At 71.4% G+C, this 23,851-nt stretch carries 20 protein-coding genes; 11 read left to right on the top strand and 9 right to left on the bottom strand.

Annotation, left to right across the window (positions count from 1 at the left end; genetic code table 11):
- Nucleotides 1-73: 73 nt before the first annotated feature.
- Nucleotides 74-328, bottom strand: coding sequence for a phosphoribosylformylglycinamidine synthase subunit PurS (gene purS / locus ACZ6W9_RS35325; RefSeq protein WP_362935953.1), 255 nt, complete (start codon nucleotides 326-328; stop codon nucleotides 74-76).
- Nucleotides 329-648: 320 nt separating this feature from the next.
- On the opposite strand from purS, the gene pdhA reads away from it, so the two are divergent.
- The 3 genes from pdhA to ACZ6W9_RS35310 are packed head-to-tail and all read left to right on the top strand — an operon-like array spanning nucleotide 649 to nucleotide 4,262.
- Nucleotides 649-1,752: a pyruvate dehydrogenase (acetyl-transferring) E1 component subunit alpha gene (gene pdhA, locus ACZ6W9_RS35320; RefSeq protein ID WP_389970238.1), complete on the top strand. Its 1,104-nt coding sequence runs from the start codon at nucleotides 649-651 to the stop codon at nucleotides 1,750-1,752.
- Nucleotides 1,749-2,732 (top strand): alpha-ketoacid dehydrogenase subunit beta, encoded by a 984-nt coding sequence (locus ACZ6W9_RS35315; protein ID WP_389970235.1) that lies wholly within the window; start codon nucleotides 1,749-1,751, stop codon nucleotides 2,730-2,732. Before pdhA ends, ACZ6W9_RS35315 begins: the two co-directional genes overlap by 4 nt.
- Nucleotides 2,733-2,744: 12 nt before the next feature.
- Nucleotides 2,745-4,262 (top strand): dihydrolipoamide acetyltransferase family protein, encoded by a 1,518-nt coding sequence (locus ACZ6W9_RS35310; protein WP_470121661.1) that lies wholly within the window; start codon nucleotides 2,745-2,747, stop codon nucleotides 4,260-4,262.
- 248 nt (nucleotides 4,263-4,510) lie between these two features.
- On the opposite strand, the gene ACZ6W9_RS35305 is transcribed toward ACZ6W9_RS35310, so the two are convergent.
- Complete coding sequence (locus ACZ6W9_RS35305) at nucleotides 4,511-4,786, bottom strand: hypothetical protein (protein WP_362935966.1); 276 nt, start codon at nucleotides 4,784-4,786, stop codon at nucleotides 4,511-4,513.
- Nucleotides 4,787-5,067: 281 nt separating this feature from the next.
- Between ACZ6W9_RS35305 and ACZ6W9_RS35300 the strand changes: the two genes are divergently transcribed.
- Nucleotides 5,068-5,361: a Dabb family protein gene (locus tag ACZ6W9_RS35300; protein WP_389970230.1), complete on the top strand. Its 294-nt coding sequence runs from the start codon at nucleotides 5,068-5,070 to the stop codon at nucleotides 5,359-5,361.
- A 64-nt stretch (nucleotides 5,362-5,425) separates the two neighbouring features.
- Here ACZ6W9_RS35300 and ACZ6W9_RS35295 read toward each other — a convergent pair whose 3' ends face one another.
- Nucleotides 5,426-5,650, bottom strand: coding sequence for a DUF6458 family protein (locus tag ACZ6W9_RS35295; protein ID WP_179822481.1), 225 nt, complete (start codon nucleotides 5,648-5,650; stop codon nucleotides 5,426-5,428).
- A gap of 418 nt (nucleotides 5,651-6,068) precedes the next feature.
- Nucleotides 6,069-7,892 carry an acyl-CoA dehydrogenase gene (locus tag ACZ6W9_RS35290; protein ID WP_470121658.1) on the bottom strand — a complete coding sequence of 608 codons (1,824 nt, stop codon included), beginning with the start codon at nucleotides 7,890-7,892 and terminating at the stop codon, nucleotides 6,069-6,071.
- 140 nt (nucleotides 7,893-8,032) lie between these two features.
- Here ACZ6W9_RS35290 and ACZ6W9_RS35285 point away from each other — a divergent pair, with 140 nt between their 5' ends.
- The 4 genes from ACZ6W9_RS35285 (at nucleotide 8,033) to ACZ6W9_RS35270 (ending at nucleotide 11,550) form a co-directional block, all read left to right on the top strand.
- A complete protein-coding gene (locus ACZ6W9_RS35285; protein WP_470121656.1) occupies nucleotides 8,033-9,415 on the top strand; it encodes an Nramp family divalent metal transporter in 1,383 nt (460 codons plus the stop codon).
- Between the two features lie 99 nt (nucleotides 9,416-9,514).
- Nucleotides 9,515-10,399 (top strand): class I SAM-dependent methyltransferase, encoded by an 885-nt coding sequence (locus ACZ6W9_RS35280; protein ID WP_389970224.1) that lies wholly within the window; start codon nucleotides 9,515-9,517, stop codon nucleotides 10,397-10,399.
- A 58-nt stretch (nucleotides 10,400-10,457) separates the two neighbouring features.
- Nucleotides 10,458-10,826, top strand: coding sequence for a VOC family protein (locus ACZ6W9_RS35275; RefSeq protein ID WP_389970222.1), 369 nt, complete (start codon nucleotides 10,458-10,460; stop codon nucleotides 10,824-10,826).
- Nucleotides 10,827-11,061: 235 nt separating this feature from the next.
- Nucleotides 11,062-11,550, top strand: coding sequence for an SRPBCC family protein (locus ACZ6W9_RS35270; RefSeq protein WP_389970218.1), 489 nt, complete (start codon nucleotides 11,062-11,064; stop codon nucleotides 11,548-11,550).
- A gap of 15 nt (nucleotides 11,551-11,565) precedes the next feature.
- Here ACZ6W9_RS35270 and ACZ6W9_RS35265 read toward each other — a convergent pair whose 3' ends face one another.
- Nucleotides 11,566-12,039 carry a hypothetical protein gene (locus ACZ6W9_RS35265; RefSeq protein ID WP_470121653.1) on the bottom strand — a complete coding sequence of 158 codons (474 nt, stop codon included), beginning with the start codon at nucleotides 12,037-12,039 and terminating at the stop codon, nucleotides 11,566-11,568.
- Between the two features lie 206 nt (nucleotides 12,040-12,245).
- On the opposite strand from ACZ6W9_RS35265, the gene ACZ6W9_RS35260 reads away from it, so the two are divergent.
- Both ACZ6W9_RS35260 and ACZ6W9_RS35255 read left to right on the top strand, forming a co-directional pair.
- Nucleotides 12,246-12,695 carry a GNAT family N-acetyltransferase gene (locus tag ACZ6W9_RS35260; protein WP_470121651.1) on the top strand — a complete coding sequence of 150 codons (450 nt, stop codon included), beginning with the start codon at nucleotides 12,246-12,248 and terminating at the stop codon, nucleotides 12,693-12,695.
- Between the two features lie 49 nt (nucleotides 12,696-12,744).
- Entirely contained in the window at nucleotides 12,745-13,563 is an 819-nt protein-coding gene (locus tag ACZ6W9_RS35255; RefSeq protein WP_470121649.1) for an alpha/beta hydrolase, read from the top strand.
- Here the strand turns inward: ACZ6W9_RS35255 and ACZ6W9_RS35250 are convergent.
- Together ACZ6W9_RS35250 and ACZ6W9_RS35245 are read right to left on the bottom strand one after the other, a co-directional pair.
- Nucleotides 13,544-15,574, bottom strand: a complete 2,031-nt coding sequence (locus tag ACZ6W9_RS35250) for a molybdopterin-containing oxidoreductase family protein (protein WP_470121647.1) — start codon at nucleotides 15,572-15,574, stop codon at nucleotides 13,544-13,546. The two genes, ACZ6W9_RS35255 and ACZ6W9_RS35250, sit on opposite strands and share 20 nt — an antisense overlap.
- A 64-nt stretch (nucleotides 15,575-15,638) precedes the next feature.
- Complete coding sequence (locus ACZ6W9_RS35245) at nucleotides 15,639-17,192, bottom strand: M28 family metallopeptidase (protein ID WP_389970203.1); 1,554 nt, start codon at nucleotides 17,190-17,192, stop codon at nucleotides 15,639-15,641.
- A gap of 486 nt (nucleotides 17,193-17,678) precedes the next feature.
- Here ACZ6W9_RS35245 and ACZ6W9_RS35240 point away from each other — a divergent pair, with 486 nt between their 5' ends.
- Nucleotides 17,679-20,105: a lysylphosphatidylglycerol synthase transmembrane domain-containing protein gene (locus ACZ6W9_RS35240; protein WP_389970201.1), complete on the top strand. Its 2,427-nt coding sequence runs from the start codon at nucleotides 17,679-17,681 to the stop codon at nucleotides 20,103-20,105.
- A 182-nt stretch (nucleotides 20,106-20,287) separates the two neighbouring features.
- On the opposite strand, the gene mgrA is transcribed toward ACZ6W9_RS35240, so the two are convergent.
- Nucleotides 20,288-21,316, bottom strand: a complete 1,029-nt coding sequence (gene mgrA, locus ACZ6W9_RS35235; protein WP_389970198.1) for an L-glyceraldehyde 3-phosphate reductase — start codon at nucleotides 21,314-21,316, stop codon at nucleotides 20,288-20,290.
- On the bottom strand, nucleotides 21,313-23,373 hold the full coding sequence (locus ACZ6W9_RS35230) for a S9 family peptidase (protein WP_389970195.1): 2,061 nt from the start codon (nucleotides 23,371-23,373) through the stop codon (nucleotides 21,313-21,315). The genes mgrA and ACZ6W9_RS35230 overlap by 4 nt, the downstream gene beginning before the upstream one ends.
- Nucleotides 23,374-23,851: the final 478 nt, after the last annotated feature.

Raw genomic sequence — 23,851 nt, 5'->3', positions numbered from 1 at the left:
CCCGGCGGCGTCATCCCCGGCTCCCGCCACGGCCCGCGACCCGCGGAACCGCCTCGCGGACCGGCAGGGGGCCCTACGACTCGGCCGGCTCCACGGTGACGGTGTAGTCCTCGATCACGGTGTTGGCCAGCAGGGTCTCGGCCATCTTCCGGACGTCGGCGAGTGCGGCGTCGTCGGCGGGGCCGTCGAGTTCGACCTCGAACCGCTTGCCCTGCCGTACCGAGGCGACGCCGGAGAAGCCCAGCCGCGGCAGCGCGCGGGCGATCGCCTGACCCTGCGCGTCGAGAATCTCGGGCTTGAGCATGACGTCGACGATGACGCGCGCCACGGTGTTCCTCCTGCTGGGAGCGGGGACGGATCGGGGCCTCAAGCGTAGCCGCCCGCGGCGGCGACTCGTCGCCGGGCCGGGCGTCCCGGCGTGCGGGCGTGGGCCGGGGCCGGGCGTCCCCGGGCGGGCGTAAGCGGGGCGCCTGTCGGGAACGGGGAGCTTATGGATGCCGGGACAGGTCTTGCGCGCAGGTATGTGACCTCTGCCACGATGTCCACAAACGCATACGAACCACCATCATTCGGTTCGCATGCTTCCCTGACCGGCCGGGCAGAGGCGGAGAACCCGTCCCGACGGCCCCGAGCACACAGGAGAGGCGCGTGACAACCGAGGCCCCTCGTGGTGCGGAAGCACCCCCGGAACTCGTCCAGCTGCTGACCCCCGAAGGCGAACGGGTCGAGCATCCCGACTACGACATCGATCTGACCCCCGAGGAGGTCCGCGGCCTGTACCGGGACCTGGTCCTGGTGCGCCGCGTCGACCTGGAGGCGGTCGCCCTGCAACGCCAGGGGGAGCTGGGGATCTGGGCCTCGCTGCTCGGCCAGGAGGCGGCGCAGATCGGCTCGGGCAGGGCGCTCGCCGAGTCGGACATGGTCTTCCCGACCTACCGCGAGCACGGCGTGGCCTGGTGCCGGGGCGTCGACCCGGTCAACCTCCTCGGACTGTTCCGCGGGGTCAACCACGGCGGCTGGGACCCCGCCGAGCACAACTTCCACCTCTACACCATCGTGATCGGCAGCCAGACCCTGCACGCCGTCGGCTACGCCATGGGCGTCCAGCGCGACGGCGCCGTCGGGGAGAACGGCGCCGCCACGATCGCCTACTTCGGCGACGGCGCCACCTCCCAGGGGGACGTGAACGAGTCGTTCATCTGGGCGTCGGTGTTCAACGCGCCGATCGTGTTCTTCTGCCAGAACAACCAGTGGGCCATCTCCGAGCCGCTGGAGAAGCAGTCGCGGATCCCGCTGTACCGGCGGGCCAGCGGCTTCGGCTTCCCCGGCGTCCGGGTCGACGGCAACGACGTCTTCGCCTGCCTGGCGGTCACCCGCAAGGCGCTGGCCGACGCCAGGTCCGGGCAGGGCCCGATGATGATCGAGGCGTTCACCTACCGGATGGGCGCCCACACCACCTCCGACGACCCGACCCGCTACCGCCTGGCCGACGAGCTGGAGGCGTGGAAGCTCAAGGACCCGATCGAGCGGGTCCGCGCCTACATGTTCAAGAACCGGATCGCCGACCAGGACTTCTTCGACGCGATCGACGCCGAGGCCGACGAGCTGGGTCGTGACGTGCGCAAACGCTGTCTCGAACTGCCCGATCCTGAGCCCCTGGCCATCTTCGACCACGTCTACGCCGAGCCCCACCGGCTGATGGACGAGGAGCGCGCTCAGTTCGCCGCCTACCTGGAGGGGTTCGAGGGATGACGACTCTCACGCTGGCGAAGGCGCTCAACGAGGGCATGCGCAAGGCCATGGAGGACGACCCCAAGGTCCTCGTCATGGGCGAGGACGTGGGCAAGCTCGGCGGGGTGTTCCGGGTCACCGACGGGCTGCAGAAGGACTTCGGCGAGCAGCGGGTCATCGACACCCCCCTGGCCGAGTCCGGCATCATCGGCACCGCGATCGGCCTGGCGCTGCGCGGCTACCGCCCGGTCTGCGAGATCCAGTTCGACGGCTTCGTCTTCCCCGCGGCCGACCAGATCATCACCCAGCTCGCCAAGATGCCGCTGCGCTCGCTGGGCAAGCTGAAGCTGCCCGTCGTCGTGCGCATCCCCTGCGGCGGCGGCATCGGCGCGGTGGAGCACCACAGCGAGTCCCCCGAGGCGTACTTCACCCACACCGCCGGCCTGCGGGTCGTGGCCTGCTCCAACCCCGCCGACGGCTACACGATGATCCAGCAGGCGATCCGGTGCGAGGACCCCGTCATCTTCTTCGAGCCCAAGCGGCGCTACTGGGAGAAGGCCGACGTCGACACCTCCGCCCCCGCCGACGGCTGGACGCCGTTCGACCAGGCCCGCGTCGTACGGCCCGGCGCCGACGCCACCCTGCTGGCGTACGGACCCATGGTGCGGACCTGCCTGGAGGCCGCGGCGGCGGCCGAGGAGGACGGCCGCTCCGTGGAGGTCGTCGACCTGCGCTCGCTCAACCCGCTGGACATCGACCGGGTCGCCGAGTCGGTCGTCAGGACCGGGCGCTGCGCGGTGGTGCACGAGGCGCCGGTCTTCAACGGGTTCGGCGCGGAGATCGCCGCCCGGCTCACCGAGCGGTGCTTCTACAACCTGGAGGCCCCGGTGCTGCGCGTCGGCGGGCCGTCCACGCCGTACCCGCCCTCCCGGCTGGAGGACCACTACCTGCCCGACCTGGACCGGGTCCTCGACGCCGTCGACCGCCTGTTCGCGTTCTGAGGGGGGACGAGGATGAAGGAGTTCAAGCTCCCCGACGTGGGCGAGGGTCTGACCGAGGCGGAGATCGTCCGCTGGCACGTCAAGCCCGGCGACCCGGTCAAGGTCAACCAGATCATCGTGGAGATCGAGACGGCCAAGGCCGTCGTCGAGCTGCCCTGCCCGTTCGAGGGCGTGGTGGCCGCCCTGATGGCCGACGAGGGCGAGACCGTCGACGTCGGCAGGCCGATCATCTCGGTGGACGACGGCTCCGGCCCCGCCGCGGCCCCGGCCGCCGGTACGGCCGCCCGCGCGGAGGCCCTGGCCGAGGACATGGTGCCCGAGCCCGCCGCGGCGGACGAGCCGCCCGAGGGGAAGCGCCAGCCCGTCCTGGTCGGCTACGGCGTCAAGCCCGGTGCGGCCCGCCGCCGTCCCCGGAAGTCCTCGGCGGCCCCTCCGGCGGTCTCGTCCGCGGGGGCCTCCGCCGCCCCTCCGGCGGCTCCGGAAGCGGCTGCGGCGGCTCCGGAGGCGGTCCCGCCGGCGTGGGGAGGCGTTCCGGCGGCCCCGGCCGTTCCCGCCGTCCCGGTGCGGCCGGCCCCGGTACGGCCGGCGCCGGAGCCCGGCCTCCAGGAGACGCCGGCCGCGGGCCCGGCGGCGCGGCGGGCCGCCGTGCTCGCCAAGCCCCCGGTGCGCAAGCTGGCCAGGGACCTCGGGGTCGACCTGGCGGCCGTGTCCCCGACCGGTCCGCACGGCACGATCACCCGCGAGGACGTCCACGCCGTGGCCGACGCGGCGTCCGGAGCCGGCCGTACGGCCCCGCAGGCGGCCGAGCGGGCGGTCCCGGCCGCGCGCGGCGGTGAGGAGCGGATCCCGATCAAGGGGGTGCGCCGGGCGACCGCGCAGGCCATGACGGCCTCGGCGTTCACCGCGCCGCACGTCACCGAGTTCCTCCAGGTGGACGTCACCGGCACGATGGAGGCCGTGGCCCGGCTGCGGGCGCTGCCCGACTTCGCCGAGGTGAAGGTCTCGCCGCTGCTGCTGGTGGCCAAGGCGGTGCTCGTCGCCGCGCGGCGGTACCCGATGATCAACTCGACGTGGGACGAGGTCGCCCAGGAGATCGTGGTCAAGCACTACGTGAACCTCGGCATCGCCGCGGCCACCCCGCGCGGCCTGCTCGTTCCCAACGTCAAGAACGCGCACGAGCTATCGCTGCCGGACCTCGCCCGGGCCATCGGCTCCCTCGCCGAGACGGCCAGGGCCGGCCGTACCCAGCCCGCCGACATGTCCGGGGGCACGATCACGATCACGAACGTGGGCGTGTTCGGTGTGGACGCGGGCACCCCGATCCTCAACCCGGGCGAGTCGGCGATCCTGGCGTTCGGCCAGGTCAGGGACCTGCCCTGGGTGGTGGACGGGCAGGTCGTGCCCCGCAGGGTCTGCACGCTCGCGCTCTCCTTCGACCACCGGGTCATCGACGGTGAGCTCGGCTCGCTCTTCCTGCGCGACATCGGGGCCATGCTGGAGGACCCGCTCCGCATGCTCGCCTGGAGCTGACCCCGTAGAACGAGCAGAAGGCGGCCGGTTTCTTTGAACAGGCCGGTTTCCGCGAAACGCGGGCCCGTCCCCGGGAAAAGGGGACGGGCCCGCGGCGGGGCTCCGATCCTGGGAAATACCACCCCGTGAAACAGCGTCCCGAAACCTTTTGGCCTGTTTCTTGGGGTGGTTTTTCCATATGGGCCGGAAAGGCGGGCGCGCCCTTCCGGCCGTGCGGTTCTCAGGCGCCCGTCAGGCGCCGCGGGTTTTTACCACCAGTCGTCCCAGCCCCAGCCGCCGCCACCGCCGCAGCCGCCGCCGCAGCCGCCGCACCTGCGCCACCCGCAGCCGCAGCGACGGCAACCGCAACCACGGCGGCAGCAGCCGCATCCGGTGACGAAGTTGGAGGCGGTGACCCCCTGGACGGCCGGGGTCGAGGTGGTGGTCGAGGACGACGCCTGCGCCGGCCCGGCGACGAGGGCTCCCGCGATGAGCCCGGCGCCCATCAGGCCCGTGACGAACGAGGCGGCCGTTCTGCTTTTCATGCGGTCCTCCGATTCCACGAGAAGACGTGACCCGTCCTCCTGGATTGCTGGACAGTTCACAGCGTGCCGGAGGCGGAGCGATCAAGTCACCGCAAATCACCTATAGGTTGGCAAAGGCGCACAGATGTGTATAAATAACAAATAAATAGCAGATATCCAGGCATTTCAGACAGATAGTACGGCGGGGTCGAACGCCGGGGTGGAACGGTTGCGGCGGGGTGCCGGAGGGCCGCGGAGGGCCCGGCCGTACGCTGACGGGGCATCCGAGCGAAGGGAAGCCCATGTTCCGTCACGTCGTGCTGTTCACCTGGTCCGAGACGGCCACCGAGGAGCAGAAGGCCGCGGTCGCGACCGAGCTGCGCCGGCTCCCGGGGATCATTCCGGAGATCCGCTCCTACGCCGTCGGGGCCGACGCGGGCGTGAACCCGGGCAACCACGATTTCGCGGTCGTCGCCGACTTCGACAGCTCCGAGGACTACCTGGTCTACCGCGATCACCCGGCCCACCAGGCGGTGATCGCCGAGCACGTCAAGCCGATCCTGGCCTCACGGGCGGCCGTGCAGTACGTCGGCTGACCTCGGCCGGAGGTACGGCGGGCCCCGGGAGCGCCGTCTAGCCGGTCGTGTCGTCAGGCCGCCGTCACAGCTCCGGCGGGTGGTTCTCCCGGTGCATCAGGCGGCCCTCCGACGTCGCCCCGCGCCGGGGCGCCAGCACCACGCTCAGCACCACTCCGACGGCGCCGACGATCATGAAGATGACCCCGATGACGTCGATGTGCACGTTGTCGCCGAGGACGTCGGGTTCGATGGCGAACCGGAGGATGGCGCCGATCGTGAGGAAGAAGATGCTGACCCCGACACCCATCGGACCCTCCGGACACACGTAGTGAGCAGGCAAAGAGAGCGTCTGCGATCTCTCATACCCCTTCCCGCGCGATCCCACCACCGGCGCGGTACGGGCCCGTCCGGAAGACCCGGGAGCGGAGGACCGGAAAGGGCTCGGGGCGGCGGGCGGGGCGAAGCGCCGGGTGGCCGGAGGCGGCGGTGAGCCGAGGGGCGGGACACGGCGGGGAGGCCGGGAACCCGGGAGGCGGCGGGGAGGCCGGGAGCCGGGAGGCGGCGGGTAGGCCGGGAATCCGGAACCGGCGGGAACCCGGAACCGGCGGGAACGCGGACGGGGGGCGGTCCCGCGGGCGGGACCGCCCCCCGTCACCGCCTGCCGCGGGAGCGGGGCGTCTTCGGGAAGGGCCGGGATCGGCGGGCCGGAAGGCCGGGCCGGCGGATCAGAAGGCCTCTTCGGGCAGCTCCATCAGGTCCTGGTTCGTCGCGGCGAGCACCCGGCGCTCGGCGGCGAGGCGGGGCAGGACGGTCTGGGCGAAGAACGAGGCCGCCGCGACCTTCCCGGCGTAGAACGCCTTGTCCCGGTCGGACTCGCCGAGCGCGGAGAGGGCCACCTCGGCCTGGCGCAGCAGCAGCCAGCCGATCACCACGTCGCCCAGGGCGAGCAGGAACCGGGTGGTGTTGAGGCCGACCTTGTAGACCTCCTGCGGCGTCTCCAGCGAGGCGATGGTCCAGCCGGCCATCATGTCGGCCATGGCCTTGACCTCGTCCGCGGCCTCGCCGAGGAGCTTGCGCCCCTCCTTGAGGCGGCCGTTGCCGGCGTCGGAGGCGGCGAACGCCTTGATGTCGCCGTACAGCGTGCCGAGGGCGACGCCCTGGTTGCGCATGACCTTGCGGAAGAACAGGTCCATGCCCTGGATCGCGGTGGTGCCCTCGTAGAGGGAGTCGATCTTGGCGTCCCGGATGTACTGCTCGATCGGGTAGTCCTGGAGGTAGCCGGAGCCGCCCAGGGTCTGCAGCGAGCGGGCGAGCAGCTCGTAGGAGCGCTCGGAGCCGACGCCCTTGACCAGCGGGAGCAGCAGGTCGTTCATGGCCTCGGCGTGCTCGTCGCGACGGCCCTCGAACGCGGCGATCTGCACGTCGTCCTGGTAGGTCGCGGTCAGCAGGACCAGTGCGCGCATGCCCTCGGCGTACGACTTCTGGAGCATGAGCTCGCGGCGGACGTCCGGGTGGTGGGCGATGGTGACGCGCGGAGCGGTCTTGTCGGCCATCTGGGTGAGGTCGGCACCCTGCACCCGCTGCCTGGCGTACTCCAGGGCGTTCAGGTAGCCGGTGGAGAGAGTGGCGATCGCCTTGGTGCCGACCATCATGCGGGCGTGCTCGATGATCATGAACATCTGCTTGATGCCCTCGTGCACGTCGCCGACCAGCGTGCCGATGGCCGGGTGCTTCTCGCCGAAGGTGAGCTCGCAGGTCGTGGAGACCTTCAGGCCCATCTTCTTCTCGACGTTGGTGACGTAGACGCCGTTGCGCTCGCCCGGCTCCCCGGTCGCGAGGTCCACGTGGTACTTCGGGACCAGGAACATCGACAGGCCCTTGGTGCCGACGCCGTGCCCCTCGGGACGGGCCAGCACGAGGTGGAAGATGTTGTCGGCCATGTCGTGCTCGGCGCTGGTGATGAAGCGCTTGACACCCTCGATGTGCCAGGTGCCGTCGGGCTGCTGAACGGCCTTGGCGCGGCCGGCGCCCACGTCGGAGCCGGCGTCGGGCTCGGTGAGGACCATCGTGGCGCCCCACTGGTGCTCGATGGCCAGCTCGGCGAAGCGCTTCTGGTCCTCGGTGCCGATCGTGTGCAGCACGTGGGCGAAGGCGGGGCCGCTGGAGTACATCCAGATTGCCGGGTTGGCGCCGAGCACCAGCTCGGCGATCGCCCAGTTGACGCTGCTGGGCAGGCCGGGGCCGTTCAGCTCGGCGGGCAGGCCGAGGTTGGTCCACCCGGCGTCACGGTAGGCGGCGAAGGACCTCTTGAAACCCTCCGGCATGGTGACGGTGCCGGAGGCCGGGTCGAACACCGGCGGCCGGCGGTCGCCCTCCTCGAAGGAGTCGGCCAGCACACCGGTGGCGAGGCGGTTCACCTCGTCCAGGACGCTGCGCACGACGTCCTCGTCGATGTCGGCGAACAGGCCGCCGCCCAGGATGTCCCGGCGCCCGAACACCTCGAAGAGATTGAACTCCAGGTCACGGATGTTGCTCTTGTAGTGGCCCATGGGGTCGGCTCCTTCACACGGGTGAACCGGGACGCTTGCATACTCGCCAGTAACCTTACCGACAATGCTACCCGCGAGTAACCCCTAAAAAACGGCAACGATGGGACGTTTGTCACACCTCCTCGGGGAAGCCTTCTCCCATGGGGCTTCCTGGGTTCCGCCATGCCGACCTGCCGGACGCGCAACCGCTGCGCAAAGTGCTCGGGCCGGGGGTGATCGCCGCGGGAGTGGGCCTGGCCTCGGGGGAGTTCGTCATCTGGCCCTACATCTCCGCCAACGTCGGCCTCGTCTTCCTGTGGGCCGCGGTCGTGGGCGTGGTCGCCCAGTACTTCCTCAACATGGAGATCGAGCGCTACACCCTGGCCACCGGGGAGACCGCGCTCACCGGGTTCAGCCGGCTCGGCCGCCACTGGGGCCTGGTGTTCGCCCTCATGGCGGTGCTGGCCAACATCTGGCCCGGCTGGGCCACCAGCTCGGCCACCGTCCTCACCTACGCCGTGGGCCGCGGCGACGTCACGATCATCGCGGTGGTGGAGCTGCTGGTGATCGCGGCGGCGCTGACCCTCTCCCCGGTCGTCTACCGGACCCTGGAGGCCACCCAGTTCATCAAGGTCGGCGCGGTCCTCCTCTTCCTGGTCATCGCGCTGTTCCTGGCCATCACCGGCGACGCCTACCGCGGGCTGGGCGAGGCGGTCACCCACGTCGGCCAGGTCCCGGGCCAGCTCGGCGCGGCCCTCGTGCTCGGCGCGATGGCCTTCGCCGGCGCCGGAGGCGGGCAGAACCTGGTGCAGAGCAACTGGATCAGGGACAAGAACATGGGGATGGGCGAGCGCATCCCGCGCCTGGTCTCCCCGGTGACCGGTGAGGACCAGGCCGCCCCCGCCACCGGCTACACCTTCGAGCCGGACGAGGGCAACCTCGGCCGCTGGCGCGCGTGGTGGCGGGTGGCCAACACCGAGCAGCTCGTCTCGTTCGTGGCCATCACCATCGTCACGATCTTCCTGATGTCGATGCTGGCCTACTCCACGGTCTTCGGCGCCCAGACCGCGAACGACATCACCTTCCTCAAGACCGAGGGTGAGGTGCTCGGCCAGCGGCTGTCGTGGTTCGGCGTCTTCTTCTGGGCGGTGGGCGCGCTGTCGCTGTTCGCGGCCAGCATGGGCATCTGCGACTACGTCGCCCGGATGGTCGCCGACGTGGTCAAGACGGTCTACCTGCCCGAGAGCACCCGCTGGACCGAGAGCCGCGTCTACAGCCTCGTCGTCTGGTTCATCGTGCTGTTCGGCATCGCGATGCTCACCGTCGGCTTCGACCAGCCGATCACACTGCTGGTCATCTCGGCCAGCGTCGGCGGGATCATGATGTTCCTGTACTCGGCGCTGCTGGCCCTGCTGAACCGCAAACTGCTCCCCGGGCCCATCAGGATCCGCGGGTACCGGCTGGTCATCGTGCTGCTGACCTTCGCCTTCTTCGGCTACTTCTCCGTCCTGACGCTGATCGACCAGTTCGGCAAGCTTTTCTGACGCCGGTCCCGGGCCCTCCGGAGCCGCGGTCCGGGACACGCCCGGACGTGCCGCTCGCGGTCACGGGACGCCGCGGACGCGCCGCCGTACGCTCGGGACATGACGAAGTCGTACGGCGGGGCGGGCGGACGAGGGCCGGTGGATGACGCGCCGGTGGACGGGCGGCCGGTCAACGGCCTGGCGGCCGACGAGCGGGCGGTGGACGAGGGGTGGCGCGCGGACCTCGCGCGGTGGGACATCCCCGAGCACATCCTCAGGCGGGCCCCGGGGAGTCCCTGGGGGCACTCCCCGGCGCGGTTCGCCCAGCGCACCGAGCACGCGCTCGCCGCCCCCGAGGGCCCGTCCCTGGACAGGGTCGCCGAGGCCCTGCCCGCCGGGGGGAGTGTGCTCGACGTGGGCGCCGGCACCGGGGCGGCCTCGCTGCCGCTGGCCGGCCGCCTGGGGGAGCTGGTCGCGGTGGACGTCTCCGCGGAGATGCTGGCCGAACTGACGCCCCGGGCCGAACGGCTCGGCGTCCCGGTCCGCACGGTGCCGGGCCGCTGGCCCGACGTGGCGGACCGCACCCCGGTGGCCGACGTCGCGATCGCCGCCCACGTCGTCTACAACGTCCCCGACCTGGCCGCGTTCCTGTCCGAGCTGACCCGTCACGCCCGGCGCCGGGTCGTCCTGGAGCTCACCGAGCGCCACCCGATGAGCTGGCTCGCCCCGCTGTGGCGGCACTTCCACGGCCTTCCCCGTCCCGCCCGGCCGACCGTCCACGACCTGGTGGCCGTCGCCGGGGCGCTCGGCCACGAGGTCGGCCACGAGTCCCGCGCGGCTCCGCTGCCCCGCTACGCGTCGCTGGACGAGCTCGCCGAAAGCGCCTGCCGCCGGCTCTGCCTCGCCCCGAACCGGGCGGGGGAGGTGGCCGAGGCCGCGGTCGCCCTGGGGATGTGGCCGCTCCCGCGCGATCGGTGGTTCACGGTGTGGTGGGAGACGGCCTGAGAGCCGCACCGCGTAACCTGTTTGACGGCTTAGGTGGTGTCGCGGTTAGGTGGCGGGCATGATTGAGATCCCCTACGTGACCTTCGACTGCGCCGAGCCGTACGAGCTTGCGACCTTCTGGAGCCAGGCCACCGGGCGGCCGATCCACCCCGACGACGACGCCTCCGACGACGAGGTCCTCGTGCCGGGCACGCCCGGCCTGCTGTTCATCAGGGTCCCCGAGGGCAAGACGGTCAAGAACCGGGTCCACCTGGACGTCACCGGGTCCGGCGGCACGACCCGGGAGGAGGAGGTGGAGCGCCTGCTGAAACTCGGCGCCACGGTCCACGACGACCGGCGCGCCGCCGATGGCAGGGGCTGGGTGACCATGCTCGACCCCGAGGGCAACGAGTTCTGCGTCTGCCGCGCCGAGTACGAGAAGTCCTGACGCGCCGGTCCCCGCGCGCGGCGCGTGACGGTCCGGGAAGGCGCGCTGGTCCCGGGAAGGCGTGACGGTCCCGGGAAGGCGTGACGGTTCCGGGAAGGCGTGACGGTCCCGGGAGGCGCGCTGGTCCCGGGGGGCGTCGCGATCCCGTGGGGGGCCGGAGCTCTTGAGGAGGCGCCGGTCCCGGCACGGCGGCGGGGTCTTGCCGGAATGATGTTCGCTCCGGAATGCTGCGGTCATGAGCCCCCCGAGCGCGTCCGCGAGCATCAGCGTCTCGGCGCCGCCCGAGACGGTCTACGAGCTCGTCACCGGTGTCACGGACATGAGCGGCTGGAACGTCGAGTGCGAGAGCGCCGAGTGGGTCGGCCCGATCCGCGGGCCGCGACCCGGCGCGAGGTTCCGCGGGCACAACAGGAACGGCCGGCGGCGGTGGTCCACGCTCTGCACGGTCACCGTCGCCGATCCCCACCGGGTCTTCGCCTACGGCGTCCGCGCGGGCGGCCTGCTGGACGTGGCGATCTGGCGCTTCGAGATCACCCCCTCCGAGACCGGCTGCCACGTGGAGCAGAGCACCTGGGACACCCGCGGTCCCGTCATGCGGCTGCTGGGCGGGCTCGTCTCAGGGGTCCGCGACCGGGCCGCCCACAACCGGGCCAACATGCTGCGGACCCTGGAACGCCTGAAGGCGGCGGCGGAGGCGGCCGCGCCGCCGTCCACGGGCGGCTGAACGCCCCGCCCGCGCTCAGCCGCCGTACGGCAGGGAGCGCTGGTCGCGGCCACGCCCCCGGAAGAACAGGGTCAGGAACGCGGTGATGAGGTACACCGCGACGCCGCCCTGGAGCGCGTCGAGCGCCGCGCCGAACACGCCCTCGCCGTCCACGACGAGCTGGACCGGATACATGAGCGCGGCGGCCCCGAGCGCCGGGTAGAGCGAGAAGCGCCAGGGGTGGCGCAGGGCCCAGAGGCGGGCCTGCCGGGTCACCCGGTCCCCCTTCTCGGGCCTGGAGACCGCGCCGATCGACGCGACCAGGCTGAACAGGCCGATGCCGAGCACCAGCGCCCAGGCGAGGTCGGCGGATCCCGGCAGCACCCAGCCGAGGCCGAAGTTGACGGCCGCGACGGTGCCGCCGGTCACCGCGGCGGCCTTCCAGGGTGCGCCGTGCAGGGCGGCTCCGGCGAGTGAGATCTCGTCACGTCGAGTCAGTTCGTTGCTCATGCACTCAGGGTGCCTTCCGTGGCCCCCTGCCCGCATCGGGGAGAGACCCTGATTTCGACCCTGACCCCGCACCCTGCGACTCCGCACCCCCCTCATCCTGCGATTCCGCGCCTCCGCACGCTGCGGCTCCGCACTCCCGCGTCCTGCGGCCCCGCGCCCACGCCCCCTGCGGCCCCGCCGTACCCCGCCCCGGTAGGTTGGCCGTCATGCCCGTGGAACTCCGCCTCGCCCGCCCCGGCGACCTGCCGGCCATCGTGACCCTGATCGCCGACGACGCCATCGCGGCCGCCCGTACCGGTGAGCTCGGCGACGAGCACCGCGCCGCCTTCGACGCCATCGAGGCCGATCCCGGCAACGAGCTCGTCGTCGCCGAACTGGACGGCGAGGTGGTGGGCACGATGCAGCTGACCTACATCCCCGGCATCTCCCGGCGCGGCGCCCTGCGGCTGCAGATCGAGGCGGTCCGCGTCGCCGCCCCGCTGCGCGGCCGGGGACTGGGCCGCCGGATGATGGAGTGGGCCGTCGAGCGGGGCCGCGCCCGCGGCTGCGCGCTGGTCCAGCTCACCACCGACAAGGCCCGCAAGGACGCCCACCGGTTCTACGACTCGCTCGGCTTCGTCGCCTCCCATGAGGGATACAAGCTCACCCTGGGCTGATCGTTATCCTCGTCCCCACCGCTACACACGAGCCGACGGGATGGGCGATATGAGACGACACGTGTTGGGGCTGGGAGCCCTGGCCATGCTGCTGACGGCCTGCGGCGGGAACACCGGAGACCCGGTGGCGACCCCGGCCGGCACCGCGAGCGCCGCCGCGAGCGCCACCGGTGACGCGGCCGCGAGCCCCACGGGGAGCACCGCGAGCCCCACCCCGGCCGGCCTGCCGAGCCCGCAGCCCAGCCCCACCGGGGAGAACATCGCCGGCTGCGTCACCGCGGACATGGGCAAGATCTTCAAGTACACCCGCGACGGCACCGTCACCAAGGGTGTGATCATGGGCAAGGGGAAGGTCGGCGCGGTCGTCTCCTACGAGCGCCGCGGCACCGTGTGCGACTGGCTGCCGCTGGCCGAGCGGCTGGTCGCCGAGGGCCGCCGCGTCCTGCTGTTCGACCGCAACGACGTGGTGAACCCCGAGAAGGACACCGTGGAGATGGCCCGGCGGCTGCACGACGCGGGCGTCGAGAAGGTGTTCCTGGTCGGCGGCTCCATGGGCGGGCGGCAGTCCGTGCTCGCGGCCGGGATGCTGAAGTTCCCGGTGGCCGGGGTCATCAGCGTCTCCGGCGGCACCACCCTGCCCGAGGACGTCACCGCCCTCAAGGCGCCCTTCCTCCAGGTCACCGCCGACGAGGACTCGACCGCCCCGCTCGACCAGGTACAGGCCGTCTACGAGGAGGCGAAGAAGTCGGCCGACCGCCAGCTCCTCGTGCTGAACGGCCGGGAGCACGCCAGCGCCCTGTTCACCGCCGCGCAGGGCGACAAGGCGCTCCAGGCGATCACGGCGTTCGTCACGAAGCACTCGCGCTGATCTCGACCAGGTTGTCGTGGTAGACGGCGCCACGGCCCAGGTCGGCGTCGCGCGCCTCCACCGCGGCGTTCACCGTCGAGCCACCGGCGCTCAGCTTGCGCCAGTGGCCTTTGGTGGAGGCCACCACGCCGGGCCGTACCCGGTCGCTGATCTCCACCACGGCCTCGAACCCGCCGACGTCGTTGAACACCCGGGCCCGCTGGCCGTCGGCGAGCCCCCGGGGCCCGGCGTCGGCCGGGTTGACCAGGACCCGCGGGCCCCGGGAGCGCCGCAGCAGCTCGGGGTTGTTGCCGAAGGTGCTGTTCAGGAACATGTGCGCGGCCGGGGTGACCAGCGTCAGCGGGTACGGCCCGCCGTCGGCCGAGGCCGTGCGAGGGGGGACGTAGGCGGGTCCGGAGCCGAACCGGAGCCTCCCCGAGGGGGTGGGGAAGCCGTCGGCGAACGGCGTGAACGGCTGCGGCACGTTCAGCCGGACCCACCCCTCCTTGCGCAGCCGGTCCACCGTGATCCCGGCCAGCGACGGATGGCCGGAGGACAGGAGCTGCTCGGCCAGCTCCAGGTCGGAGTCGTACAGCGACGGCTCGGTCAGCCCCATGTGCCGGGCCAGCCGCCGGAACGTCTCCATGGTCGACAGGCACTCGCCGGGCGGCGGGACCGCGGGCTCGTTCCACATCAGGTACATGTGCCCGTAGCCGGCGTGCAGGTCGGTGTGCTCGATCTGCATGGTCGCGGGCAGCACGATGTCGGCGTAGTCGACGGTGTCGGTGGGGAAGTGCTCCATCACGACCGTGAACAGGTCCTCGCGCAGCAGCCGCTCGCGGATGCGGTTCTGGTCGGAGGTGGAGGCCATCGGGTTGGCGCCGTACACCCACAGGCACTTCACCGACTCGTCCAGCTCGTCGGCCAGCCGGGTCATCGTCCGCCGCCGCACCGGCCGGGCGAGCAGGTCGTCGCGGGTGTCGATGTTCAGGTGGACGTATCCGCTGGTGGAGTAGGCGACTCCGCCGCCGGGACGACGCCAGTCGCCGGTCACCGCCGGGATGGCGGCGATCGTGCGCAGCGCGGCGCCGCCGCCGGCGTGCCGCTGGATGCCCATCGTGGCCCGGATGCCGGTGGGCCGGGTGTGCGCCAGCCGCAGCCCCAGGGCGCGGATGTCCGCCTCGGGCAGCCCGGTGATCTCCGCGACCGTCTCCGGCGGGTGGCGGAGGATCTCCTCCCGGAAGCCCTCCCAGCCCTCGGTGTGCCGGTCGAGGTAGTCGCGGTCCTCCGCGCCCTCGGAGAGGACCACGTTCAGCAGCCCCAGCGCCAGCGCCGCGTCGGTGCCGGGCCGGATCGGCAGGTACTCGTCTGCCTGGTCGGCCGTACGGGTGCGGATCGGGTCGATCGCGACGACGTGCGCCCCGTCCGCGCGGGCGTCCTGGATGAACTTCCACAGGTGGTGGCCGCTGGTCAGCGTGTTGGTGCCCCACAGCAGGATCAGCTTCGACAGCGCGAAGGTCTCGGGGTCCATCCCGCCGGGCGTGCCGTTGATCTCGGTCAGGCCGGCGTTTCCGGCGGCCGAGCAGATGTTCGCGACGTGCCGGGAGGCGCCCAGCACGTTCCAGAACCGGCGCCCGGCCTCACCCTCGACGCCCTGGACGTAGCCGAGCGTCCCGGTGCCCTGGTACGGCCAGATCGCCTCACCGCCGTGCTCGTCGACGATCCCGCGCAGCCGTACGGAGATCTCCTCCAGGGCCTCGTCCCAGGTGATCCGCTCGAACTCGCCCGACCCCTTGGGGCCGGTGCGGCGCAGCGGATAAAGAAGGCGCTCGGGCGACTTCACCTGCTCCAGGTAGCGGTTGACCTTCACGCAGAGCGCGCCCCGGGTGTAGGGCTGGTCGGGGTTGCCCCGCAGCCCGACGGCCTCACCGTCCCGCACCGTCACGACCCACGAGCACGTGTCGGGGCAGTCCAGCGGACAGGCCCCCAGAACGCGCAGTTCGCCTGATTCACCTATTTCACCCAGCGGCATGGCTTCGACTTTAGCCGCGGGCGCCGAAGGGGGGTACGGCCGGCGCGGCCGTACCCCCCGTGGGTCACTGCGAGACGCCGCCGTGGTCGTGGTCGGCTCCGAGGCCGCCGCCCCCGGTGCCCGCCTGCGTGGCGCCGGGCGTGCCGCCGCCGGGCAGGTCACGGCTGTAGGCGTAGACGAACGCCGCCGTCGCCACCGCGCCGGTGTTGATCGCCAGCGCCTTGTCGTTGACGTTGGCGATGGTGTCGCACGCCTGGTGGTAGCACTTGTCGTAGGCGACCCCGGCCTCACCGCCGAACTTGGCCGCCTCCTCAGGGCTCTTCACGCCCTCCGCGCCGGTGAACAGGCCGCCGGACGGGATGCCCACCGCGATGAAGGGCCCGTAGTCGGACCGGCCGGTGAAGTCGGTGCCGACGTACGGCTGGCCGATCGCCCTGTAGTACGTCTCGAAGAGCTTCTCGATCTCGCCCGACCCCGCCGGGCCCGCCGGGGCGCCCGTCTTGTCGGAGTCGTCGCCGTCGTAGATCCCCAGCGTGTAGTTCGGCGAGGCGATCATGTCGAAGTTCAGGTACAGCTTGATCCGGGCCTTCTCGGCCGCGGAGAGGCTGTCCACGTAGTGCTCGGAGCCGAGCAGGCCGAGCTCCTCGGCGCCCCAGAAGGCGAAGCGGAGCCGGTTGCGGGTGGGCAGGTGACCCGCCCGCAGCGCGGTCTCCAGGATGGCCGCGCTGCCCGAGCCGTTGTCGTTGATGCCCGGCCCCTCGGGGACGCTGTCGAGGTGGGCGCCCAGCATGACGACCTTGCCCGGGTCGCCCTTGCGGCTCTCGGCGATGACGTTGCGGGTCTTGCGGTGCAGGTCGCTCTCGGCGCTCACCGCGAGCCGCACCGTCGTCCCGGTCGCGGCCAGCTCGTTGCCGACCGCGAAGGTGGTGCCGACGACGGGGATGTGCGTGGTGGGCTCGTTGAGGGTGCCGTTCAGCAGGGTCGTGCGGTCGTTGGGGCCTTCGCCCGGCTGCCCCTCGTTGAAGATGATCACTCCGGCGGCCCCGGCCGCCTGGGCGTTCTCGGCCTTGACCTGGAAGTTGCAGGTGCCGCGCTGCATCAGGGCGATGTTGCCCGGGGTGAAGCCCGCGAAGTCGCTCGCCTCACAGCCCGAGGACGAGCCGTTGGGAGCCGGGCTCGGCGGCAGCACCAGGTCCACGCCCTGCACCGCGGCCGTGACGCTTCCCGAGCCGGAGTAGGTCATGACCCTGAAGTCGGTGCCGCGCGCGTAGTTCTTCGCCGCGGGGGAGACCCGGTCCAGGACGGACGGGGTGAGCTCGCGGAAGAACGGGAACTCGAACTCCTGGAGGGTCACGTCGTACCCGGCGGCACGCAGCTTGCCGGCGACATAGGACACCGACGCCTCGTGACCGGGGGTGCCCGACGCCCGGGTGCGGCCGTTGGCGTCGGCGATCTGCTGGAACTTCACCAGATGCTGCTTGACGGACGGGACCTTGACCGAACGGCTGAGCCCTTCCGGGTTCGGATCGGCGCTCGCCGGGACGGCGGAGACGACGGGCAGGGCCAGGGCCGCGGTGGTGACCGCGGCTACCAGACCCCTCGACGCGCGTACGCGCATGCGGACTCCTTTGAGAACAACGGTGGTGCCGAAAATCCCCCGTGATCGCGATGGGACAGAACGTAACCCGGACAATCTTGATCTTTAAAGACCGCTCCGACATTCGTTATCGAGCGGAGTCGAATCAGCGTTCGGGGCGTTCCCCATCCCTACTTGACCGGCCGCCCCCGGTGGCGTAGGCGCGCGGGGCACCGAGGGCGGGGCCCGCCCGCCGTGATCCCACTGGTCCTGCTGATCCCGCTGATCCCGCTGGTCCCGCTGACCCCGCCGGCCACCCGCCGCCCGCCGCCCGAAGCCCCGTGACCGGGGGCGGGACTTCTTTTCCGGTTCCACGCAGCAGAATGGAGGCCACCCGCAGGACGGCCGGAAGCCCGTCCGGCACGGTGTTCACGACTCCGGTCACCGACGCGAAAGGAAGATCGGTGACGTATCCGTAATGAAGATCGATGACGCAGCAGCAATGGAGAACGTGCAGAATCGCGAGTGGTGACCGAAATCAGAGAGCACGGAGAAGTGCCGTCCGCCGACGGTGAGAGCCCCCCGGCGAACGGCGATCCCGTCGTGCTCGTCGACGAGCCGCTGCTCCCGCAGCGCATCCGGCGCCCCTCCGACCTGCTGCGCTTCCTCGCCACGGTCGTCGTGCTGGCGGCCGTGGTCCTCCTCGCGCTCGTGGCGCAGAAGACGCTCAACGGCCTCGAGGGCGACGTGGCCGACAGCACCAACCACCTGCCGTTCCTCCTCGGCGGCGTGGTGGGCGTGCTGAGCGGGGCCGCCATGCTCGGCGTCCCCGGCGCGTACGCGATCGAGCGGGTGCTCCACCGCGACGGCCTGCGGATCGCCGAAGGCGTCTTCGCGGCCATCGCCGGCATGATCCTCTCCTTCGCCCTCGGCGAGTGGATCATCAAGTTCGGCTCCGCCGAGCTGCGGTTCCTGTTCACCAGCGGACGCGGCGACGTCGAGCCGCTCAACACGCTGGTCACCTCGGTCATCGCCTACGTCACCGCGGTGCGCATCTCCCGCCGCCCCACCTGGCGCGCGGCCCTGTGGAGCGCGGTCACGCTCAACACCATCGCCCTCTTCGCCGGCAGCGCCGCCACCCTCCTCGGCGTCGCCGTGTCCATCCTGGTCGGCCTGGCCGTCGGCTACGCCACCCTGTACGGCCTGGGCAGCCCCAACACCCGCCCGCCGGGCGGCGCGATCGTCGCCACACTCCGCAAGCTGGGCTTCCAGCCCGTCAAGGCCCGGCGGATGGACGACGACCACCAGAGCAGCAGACGCTACGCCGTCGACCTCAAGGACGGCACCCGCCTCGACGTCACCGTCCTCGACCGTGACCGCCAGGTCGCCGGGCTGCTCTACCGGCTCTGGCGGCGGATCAGGCTCAACAGCGAGACCCGCCGCCGCGCCATCCGCTCGCTCCGCGCCGAACTGGAGCGCGAGGCCCTGATGGCGTACGCCGCCCAGGCCGCCGGGGCCAGCACGCCCCGGCTCGTCGGCACCAGCGAGATCGGCACCGAAGCGGCGCTGCTCGCCTACGAGCACGTCCCCACCCGCCCCCTCGACGACATCCCCGACGAGGAGATCGACGACAACCTGCTCGCCCAGGTCTGGGAGCAGGTCCTGCTCCTGCAGGTCCAGCGGCTCGCCCACCGGAGGCTGACCGGCGACAGCATCCACGTCGACGACGACGGCCGCGTCATCCTCATGGACGCCCGCAGCGGGGAGATCGCCGCCGGTGACCTGCTGCTCCGCCTCGACGTCGCCCAGCTCCTGACCTACCTCAGCCTGCGCGTCGGCGCCGAGCGCGCGGTCGACGCCGCCGCCACCGTCGCCGGGCCCGGCGTGCTGGCCGGCGCGCTGCCGCTGTTGCAGCCCATCGCGCTCACCCGCGAGACCCGGGCGGCGCTCAACCGGAACAAGGGACTGCTGCCGGCCATCCGGGAGCGGATCGTCGAGCTCGCCCCCAAGGTGGAGGGCGAGGAGGTCCGCCTGGAGCGCTTCCGCCCGCGGACCCTCGTCACGATCATCGCCAGCACCGTCGCCGCGTACTTCCTGGTCGGCTCGCTCAGCCAGATCAACCTGAACGTCCTCAGTTCCGCCAAGTGGGGCTGGACCGTCGTCGCCCTCGCCGCCGCGATGCTGAGCTACGTCGCCGCCGCCCTGATGCTCAAGGGCTTCGTGCCGGAGAAGCTGCCGCTGGGCCGTACGGTGCTCGTCCAGTTCGCCGGGTCCTTCGTCAAGCTCGTCGCGCCCGCCGCCGTCAGCGGCGTCGCCATCAACACCCGCTACCTGCAGAAACGCGGCATCCCCCCGGGGCAGGCGGTGGCCAGCGTAGGCGCCTCCCAGGTCATCGGCCTGGCCTTCCACGTCGGCCTGCTGCTGCTGTTCGCCTACGTCACCGGCTCCCGGACCGCCGAGTCGTTCACGCCCTCGCGGACCCTGGTGTTCGCGCTGCTGGCCGTCGCCGGGGCGGCGCTGATCGCGCTGGGAGTCCCGCGGGTGCGCCGGCTGGTCACCACCCGGGTCCGCAGCCTGTTCTCGGGCGTCGTCCCACGCCTGCTCGACGTCCTGCAGACGCCCAGCAAGCTCCTCGAGGGCTTCGCCGGCACGCTCCTGCTGACCATCTTCTTCGTGACCTGCCTCGACGCCTCCATCCGGGCGTTCGGCGGCTCCCTCGACTTCACCGCCGTGGCGATCGTCTTCCTCGCGGGCAACGCCATCGGCTCCGCCGCCCCCACCCCCGGCGGCCTCGGCGCCGTCGAGGTCTCCCTCGCGGCCGGCCTGACCCTCGCCGGCCTGCCCAAGGAGGTCGCCACGTCGGCCGTACTGCTGTTCCGGCTGTTCACCTTCTGGCTGCCGGTCCTGCCGGGGTGGGCCTCGTTCGCCTACCTCCAGCGGCACGAGGCGCTGTAGGACGCTCCCGCCCGTCGTCCGGCGGATGCAGGGCGGGCGCGGATGAGCGTCTCCCGGGCGGCTCCGCCGGTCCCGTTTCTCCCGGACGGCTCCGGCGGATCCCGCCCGGGGACCCGGGACCGGTCAGGCCCCGGGTCCCCGGGACGGGCCCCGCCGGGAGACGCCCGTCCGCGTCGTCACCGTCAGGACTCGCTCGACCGGGCCCAGATGTTGATGCCCGCCTCGACCGCGTCCTTGTCGACGGCCGCGAGCTCGTCGTCGGTGAACGACAGGTTCCGCACCGCACCGAGGCTGTCCTCGAGCTGCCGGACGCTGCTCGCGCCGATCAGCACGGACGTCACGCGGCTGTCGCGCAGCGCCCAGGAGAGCGCCATCTGGGCGAGCGTCTGGCCCCGCCCCTCCGCGATCTCGTTGAGCCGGCGGACGTGCCGCATCGTCTCCTCGGTCAGCATCTCGGGGGTGAGGAACCTCCCCAGCGAGGCCCGCGACCCCTCGGGGATCCCGTCGAGATAGCGGCTGGTCAGCATGCCCTGGGCCAGCGGCGAGAACGCGATGCAGCCCATGCCCTCCTGCTCCAGGGTGTCGAGCAGGCCGCCCTCGATCCACCGGTTGAGCATCGAGTAGGACGGCTGGTGGATGAGCAGCGGCGTGCCCATCTCCCGCATGATCCGCGCCGCCTCGGCGGTGTGCTCCGGAGAGTAGGAGGAGATGCCCGCGTACAGCGCCCGGCCCGACCGGACCGCGTGGTCCAGCGCGCCCATCGTCTCCTCCAGCGGAGTGTCCGGGTCGAACCGGTGGCTGTAGAAGATGTCGACGTAGTCCAGCCCCATCCGCTTCAGCGACTGGTCCAGGCTGGAGAGCAGGTACTTGCGCGATCCCCACTCGCCGTAGGGGCCGGGCCACATGTCGTACCCGGCCTTCGTCGAGATGACCAGCTCGTCGCGGTACGGAGCGAAGTCGTCCCGCATGTGCCGGCCGAAGTTGGTCTCCGCCGAGCCGTACGGCGGGCCGTAGTTGTTGGCCAGGTCGAAGTGGGTCACCCCCAGGTCGAACGCCCGGCGCAGGATGGCCCGCTGGGTCTCGAAGGGCTTGTCGTCGCCGAAGTTGTGCCAGAGCCCCAGCGAGACGGCGGGCAGCCTCAGCCCGCTCCTGCCGACCCTGTTGTACGGCTGCCGCCCGTCGTAGCGGTCATCCGCCGCGATGTATGTCACTTGGTCACCTTGGCTGTGTCGAGGATCCAGGAGAGGACGAGGGCCTCCTCGCGCCAGGCGTCGTACCTGCCGCTGCGCCCGCCGTGGCCGGCGCCCATCTCCGTCTTGAGCAGGAACGGCCCGCCCCGCGCGATGTCGCGGAGCTTCGCGACCCACTTGGCGGGCTCGTGGTAGAAGACCCGGGTGTCGTTGAGACTGGTGATCGCGAAGATCGGCGGGTAGACCCGGTCGTCCACGTTCTCGTAGGGCGTGTACGACTTCATGTACTCGTACACGCCGGCGTCGTGCAGCGGATCGCCCCACTCGTCCCACTCGATCACCGTCAGTGGCAGGGACGGGTCGAGGATCGTGTTGAGCGCGTCCACGAACGGCACCTGGGCGACGACGCCGGCGAAGCTCTCCGGCGAGAGGTTGGCCACGGCCCCCATCAGCAGCCCCCCGGCCGAACCGCCGCGGGCGACGATCGAACTCGACCACCCCTCGGCCTTCAGATGCTCGGCGGCGGCGACGAAGTCGGTGAAGGTGTTCTTCTTCTGCTGGAACTTGCCGTCCTCGTACCAGCGGCGGCCCATCTCGCCGCCGCCCCGGATGTGCGCGATGGCGAAGGCGAAGCCCCGGTCGAGCAGGCTGAGCCTGGGGATGGAGAACGACGGGTCGATCGACACCTCGTAGCTGCCGTAGCCGTACAGGAGGGTGGGCGCGGGCCGCTCGGTGCCCTTCCTGACCACGATCGAGATGGGGACGCGGGTGCCGTCGGAGGCCGTCGCCCACTCGCGGAACTGCTCGTAGTCGTCCGGGTCGTAACCGCCGAGCACCGGCTTGCGCTTCAGCAGGATCAGCTCGCGCGTCCGCAGGTCGTAGTCGTAGACCGACGCCGGGGTGACCATGCTGGTGTAGCCGAGGCGCAGCCGCTCGGTGACGAACTCCGGGTTGCCCGCGGGTCCGACCTCGTAGATCGGCTCGGGGAAGGAGATTTCGTACGGCTCGCCGTCCCCGGGGAGGACGCGGATGCCGGTGAGGCCGTCCCGGCGGAAGTGAACGACGGAGTGGCTCTGGAACGCGTCGACGTTCAGCAGCCGGGTGTCGGTCCGGTGCTCGATCAGCGGGGTCCAGGCGGCGGGATCGTCGAGCGGCGCGGTGGCCAGCTCGAAGTTCTCCGCGTTCCGGTTGTGCAGGACCAGGAAGCGGTCGCCGGCGTGCTCGACGCCGTACTCGACGCCCGTCTCGCGGGGCCGCACGACGCGGAACTCGCCGGTGGGGTCGTCCGCCTCCAGGATCCTGACCTCGCTGGTGATCTTGCTTTCGGCCGCCAGCATCAGGTAGCGCTCGCTGCGGCTGAGGCCGATGCCCAGCCAGAACCGCTCGTCGGTCTCCTCGTGGACCAGCACGTCGTCCTCGGCCGAGGTGCCGATCGTGTGCCTGTGGACCCGGTACGGCCGCCAGCTCTCGTCCACCGTCGTGTAGAAGAAGGCGGTGCCGTCCGCCGACCAGGCGCCGCCGTAGAAGATGCCGGGGATCTCGTCGGGGAGGATCTCGCCGGTGACGAGGTTCTTCACCCTCAGGGTGAAGCGCTCGTCGCCGGTGAAGTTCACCGCGTAGGCCAGCATGGTGCCGTCGGGGCTGACCGCGCTGGTGCCGACGGCGAAGAAGTCGCTGTCCCCGGCCAGCTCGTTGCCGTCGAGGAGGACCTCCTCGCCGGGGAGCGGCTCGCCGGCCTTCAACTCGGGCGGTGTCTCCCCGGTGGCCGCCACACGGCACTGGATGCCGTACTGCTTGCCCTCCTCGGTCCGGGAGTAGTACCACCAGCCGTTCTTCCTGCCGGGGACCGAGAGGTCGGTCTCCAGCGTCCGGCCCTTGATCTCCTGGAAGATCGTCTCCTGCAGGGGCTTGAGATGAGCGGTCGCCTGCTCCGTGTAGGCGTTCTCCGCTTCGAGGTAAGCGATGGTGTCGGGATCGTCCTTGACCGTCAGCCACGCGTACTCGTCGACCACGGTGTCTCCGTGGTGCACGCGCTCGCTGGGAACCTTCTTCGCCTTGGGCGGCATCTGACTGCTCACCCCGCCGAGTCTATGTTTCCCGCCGGACCTCTCCCGGGGGCCGGGGCGGGTCGGGTCGACCTGGGCAGGGTCGCGGTGGCTCGGGTCGCGGGGAGGCTGGTCGCGGCGGGACGGATCGGGTCGGGGAGGGGCGGGTCGCGATGGGACGGATCGGGTCGGGGAGGGGCGGGGAGAGGTTCTGCGATTACGGCTCAAGCGGTCCGCGAGGGCTGCTAATCTTTCGTGGTCGGCAGGGGCCGGCAAACCACTCCAATCACTCCGGTGACTTCGACGTGGCTTGTTCCGTGTTCCCCGATATCCCCTTGAAACGCACCGCCGCGGAGATCGGTTCGCAGAGCCACTCAGAGGCTGGTAAGTTTAAGGGGTTGCCTCCGAAAGAGGCGGCCCGAATTCCCTTCGGGACGGTTGGATCAAAGCAAATCGCTCCGAAAGAGCGGTTTGACACGAAAAAGCCGGTCTGAAAGAATAAAGGCACAAC

Source organism: Streptosporangium sp. NPDC053982, assembly GCF_055585205.1.
Note: the sequence above shows the minus strand (reverse complement) of the source record. Positions and strands in the feature narration are given on the sequence as shown.

Excerpts from the sequence above, each read along its gene's own strand:
- ACZ6W9_RS35265 (WP_470121653.1), bottom strand. The coding sequence starts at position 12,039 with ATGAGCAACGAACTGACTCGACGTGACGAGATCTCACTCGCCGGAGCC.
- ACZ6W9_RS35300 (WP_389970230.1), top strand. The coding sequence starts at position 5,068 with ATGTTCCGTCACGTCGTGCTGTTCACCTGGTCCGAGACGGCCACCGAG.
- ACZ6W9_RS35280 (WP_389970224.1), top strand. The coding sequence starts at position 9,515 with ATGACGAAGTCGTACGGCGGGGCGGGCGGACGAGGGCCGGTGGATGAC.
- ACZ6W9_RS35270 (WP_389970218.1), top strand. The coding sequence starts at position 11,062 with ATGAGCCCCCCGAGCGCGTCCGCGAGCATCAGCGTCTCGGCGCCGCCC.
- ACZ6W9_RS35295 (WP_179822481.1), bottom strand. The coding sequence starts at position 5,650 with ATGGGTGTCGGGGTCAGCATCTTCTTCCTCACGATCGGCGCCATCCTC.
- ACZ6W9_RS35260 (WP_470121651.1), top strand. The coding sequence starts at position 12,246 with ATGCCCGTGGAACTCCGCCTCGCCCGCCCCGGCGACCTGCCGGCCATC.
- ACZ6W9_RS35250 (WP_470121647.1), bottom strand. The coding sequence starts at position 15,574 with ATGCCGCTGGGTGAAATAGGTGAATCAGGCGAACTGCGCGTTCTGGGG.
- ACZ6W9_RS35305 (WP_362935966.1), bottom strand. The coding sequence starts at position 4,786 with ATGAAAAGCAGAACGGCCGCCTCGTTCGTCACGGGCCTGATGGGCGCC.
- ACZ6W9_RS35290 (WP_470121658.1), bottom strand. The coding sequence starts at position 7,892 with ATGGGCCACTACAAGAGCAACATCCGTGACCTGGAGTTCAATCTCTTC.
- ACZ6W9_RS35255 (WP_470121649.1), top strand. The coding sequence starts at position 12,745 with ATGAGACGACACGTGTTGGGGCTGGGAGCCCTGGCCATGCTGCTGACG.
- ACZ6W9_RS35275 (WP_389970222.1), top strand. The coding sequence starts at position 10,458 with ATGATTGAGATCCCCTACGTGACCTTCGACTGCGCCGAGCCGTACGAG.
- ACZ6W9_RS35285 (WP_470121656.1), top strand. The coding sequence starts at position 8,033 with ATGGGGCTTCCTGGGTTCCGCCATGCCGACCTGCCGGACGCGCAACCG.
- ACZ6W9_RS35245 (WP_389970203.1), bottom strand. The coding sequence starts at position 17,192 with ATGCGCGTACGCGCGTCGAGGGGTCTGGTAGCCGCGGTCACCACCGCG.
- ACZ6W9_RS35310 (WP_470121661.1), top strand. The coding sequence starts at position 2,745 with ATGAAGGAGTTCAAGCTCCCCGACGTGGGCGAGGGTCTGACCGAGGCG.
- ACZ6W9_RS35315 (WP_389970235.1), top strand. The coding sequence starts at position 1,749 with ATGACGACTCTCACGCTGGCGAAGGCGCTCAACGAGGGCATGCGCAAG.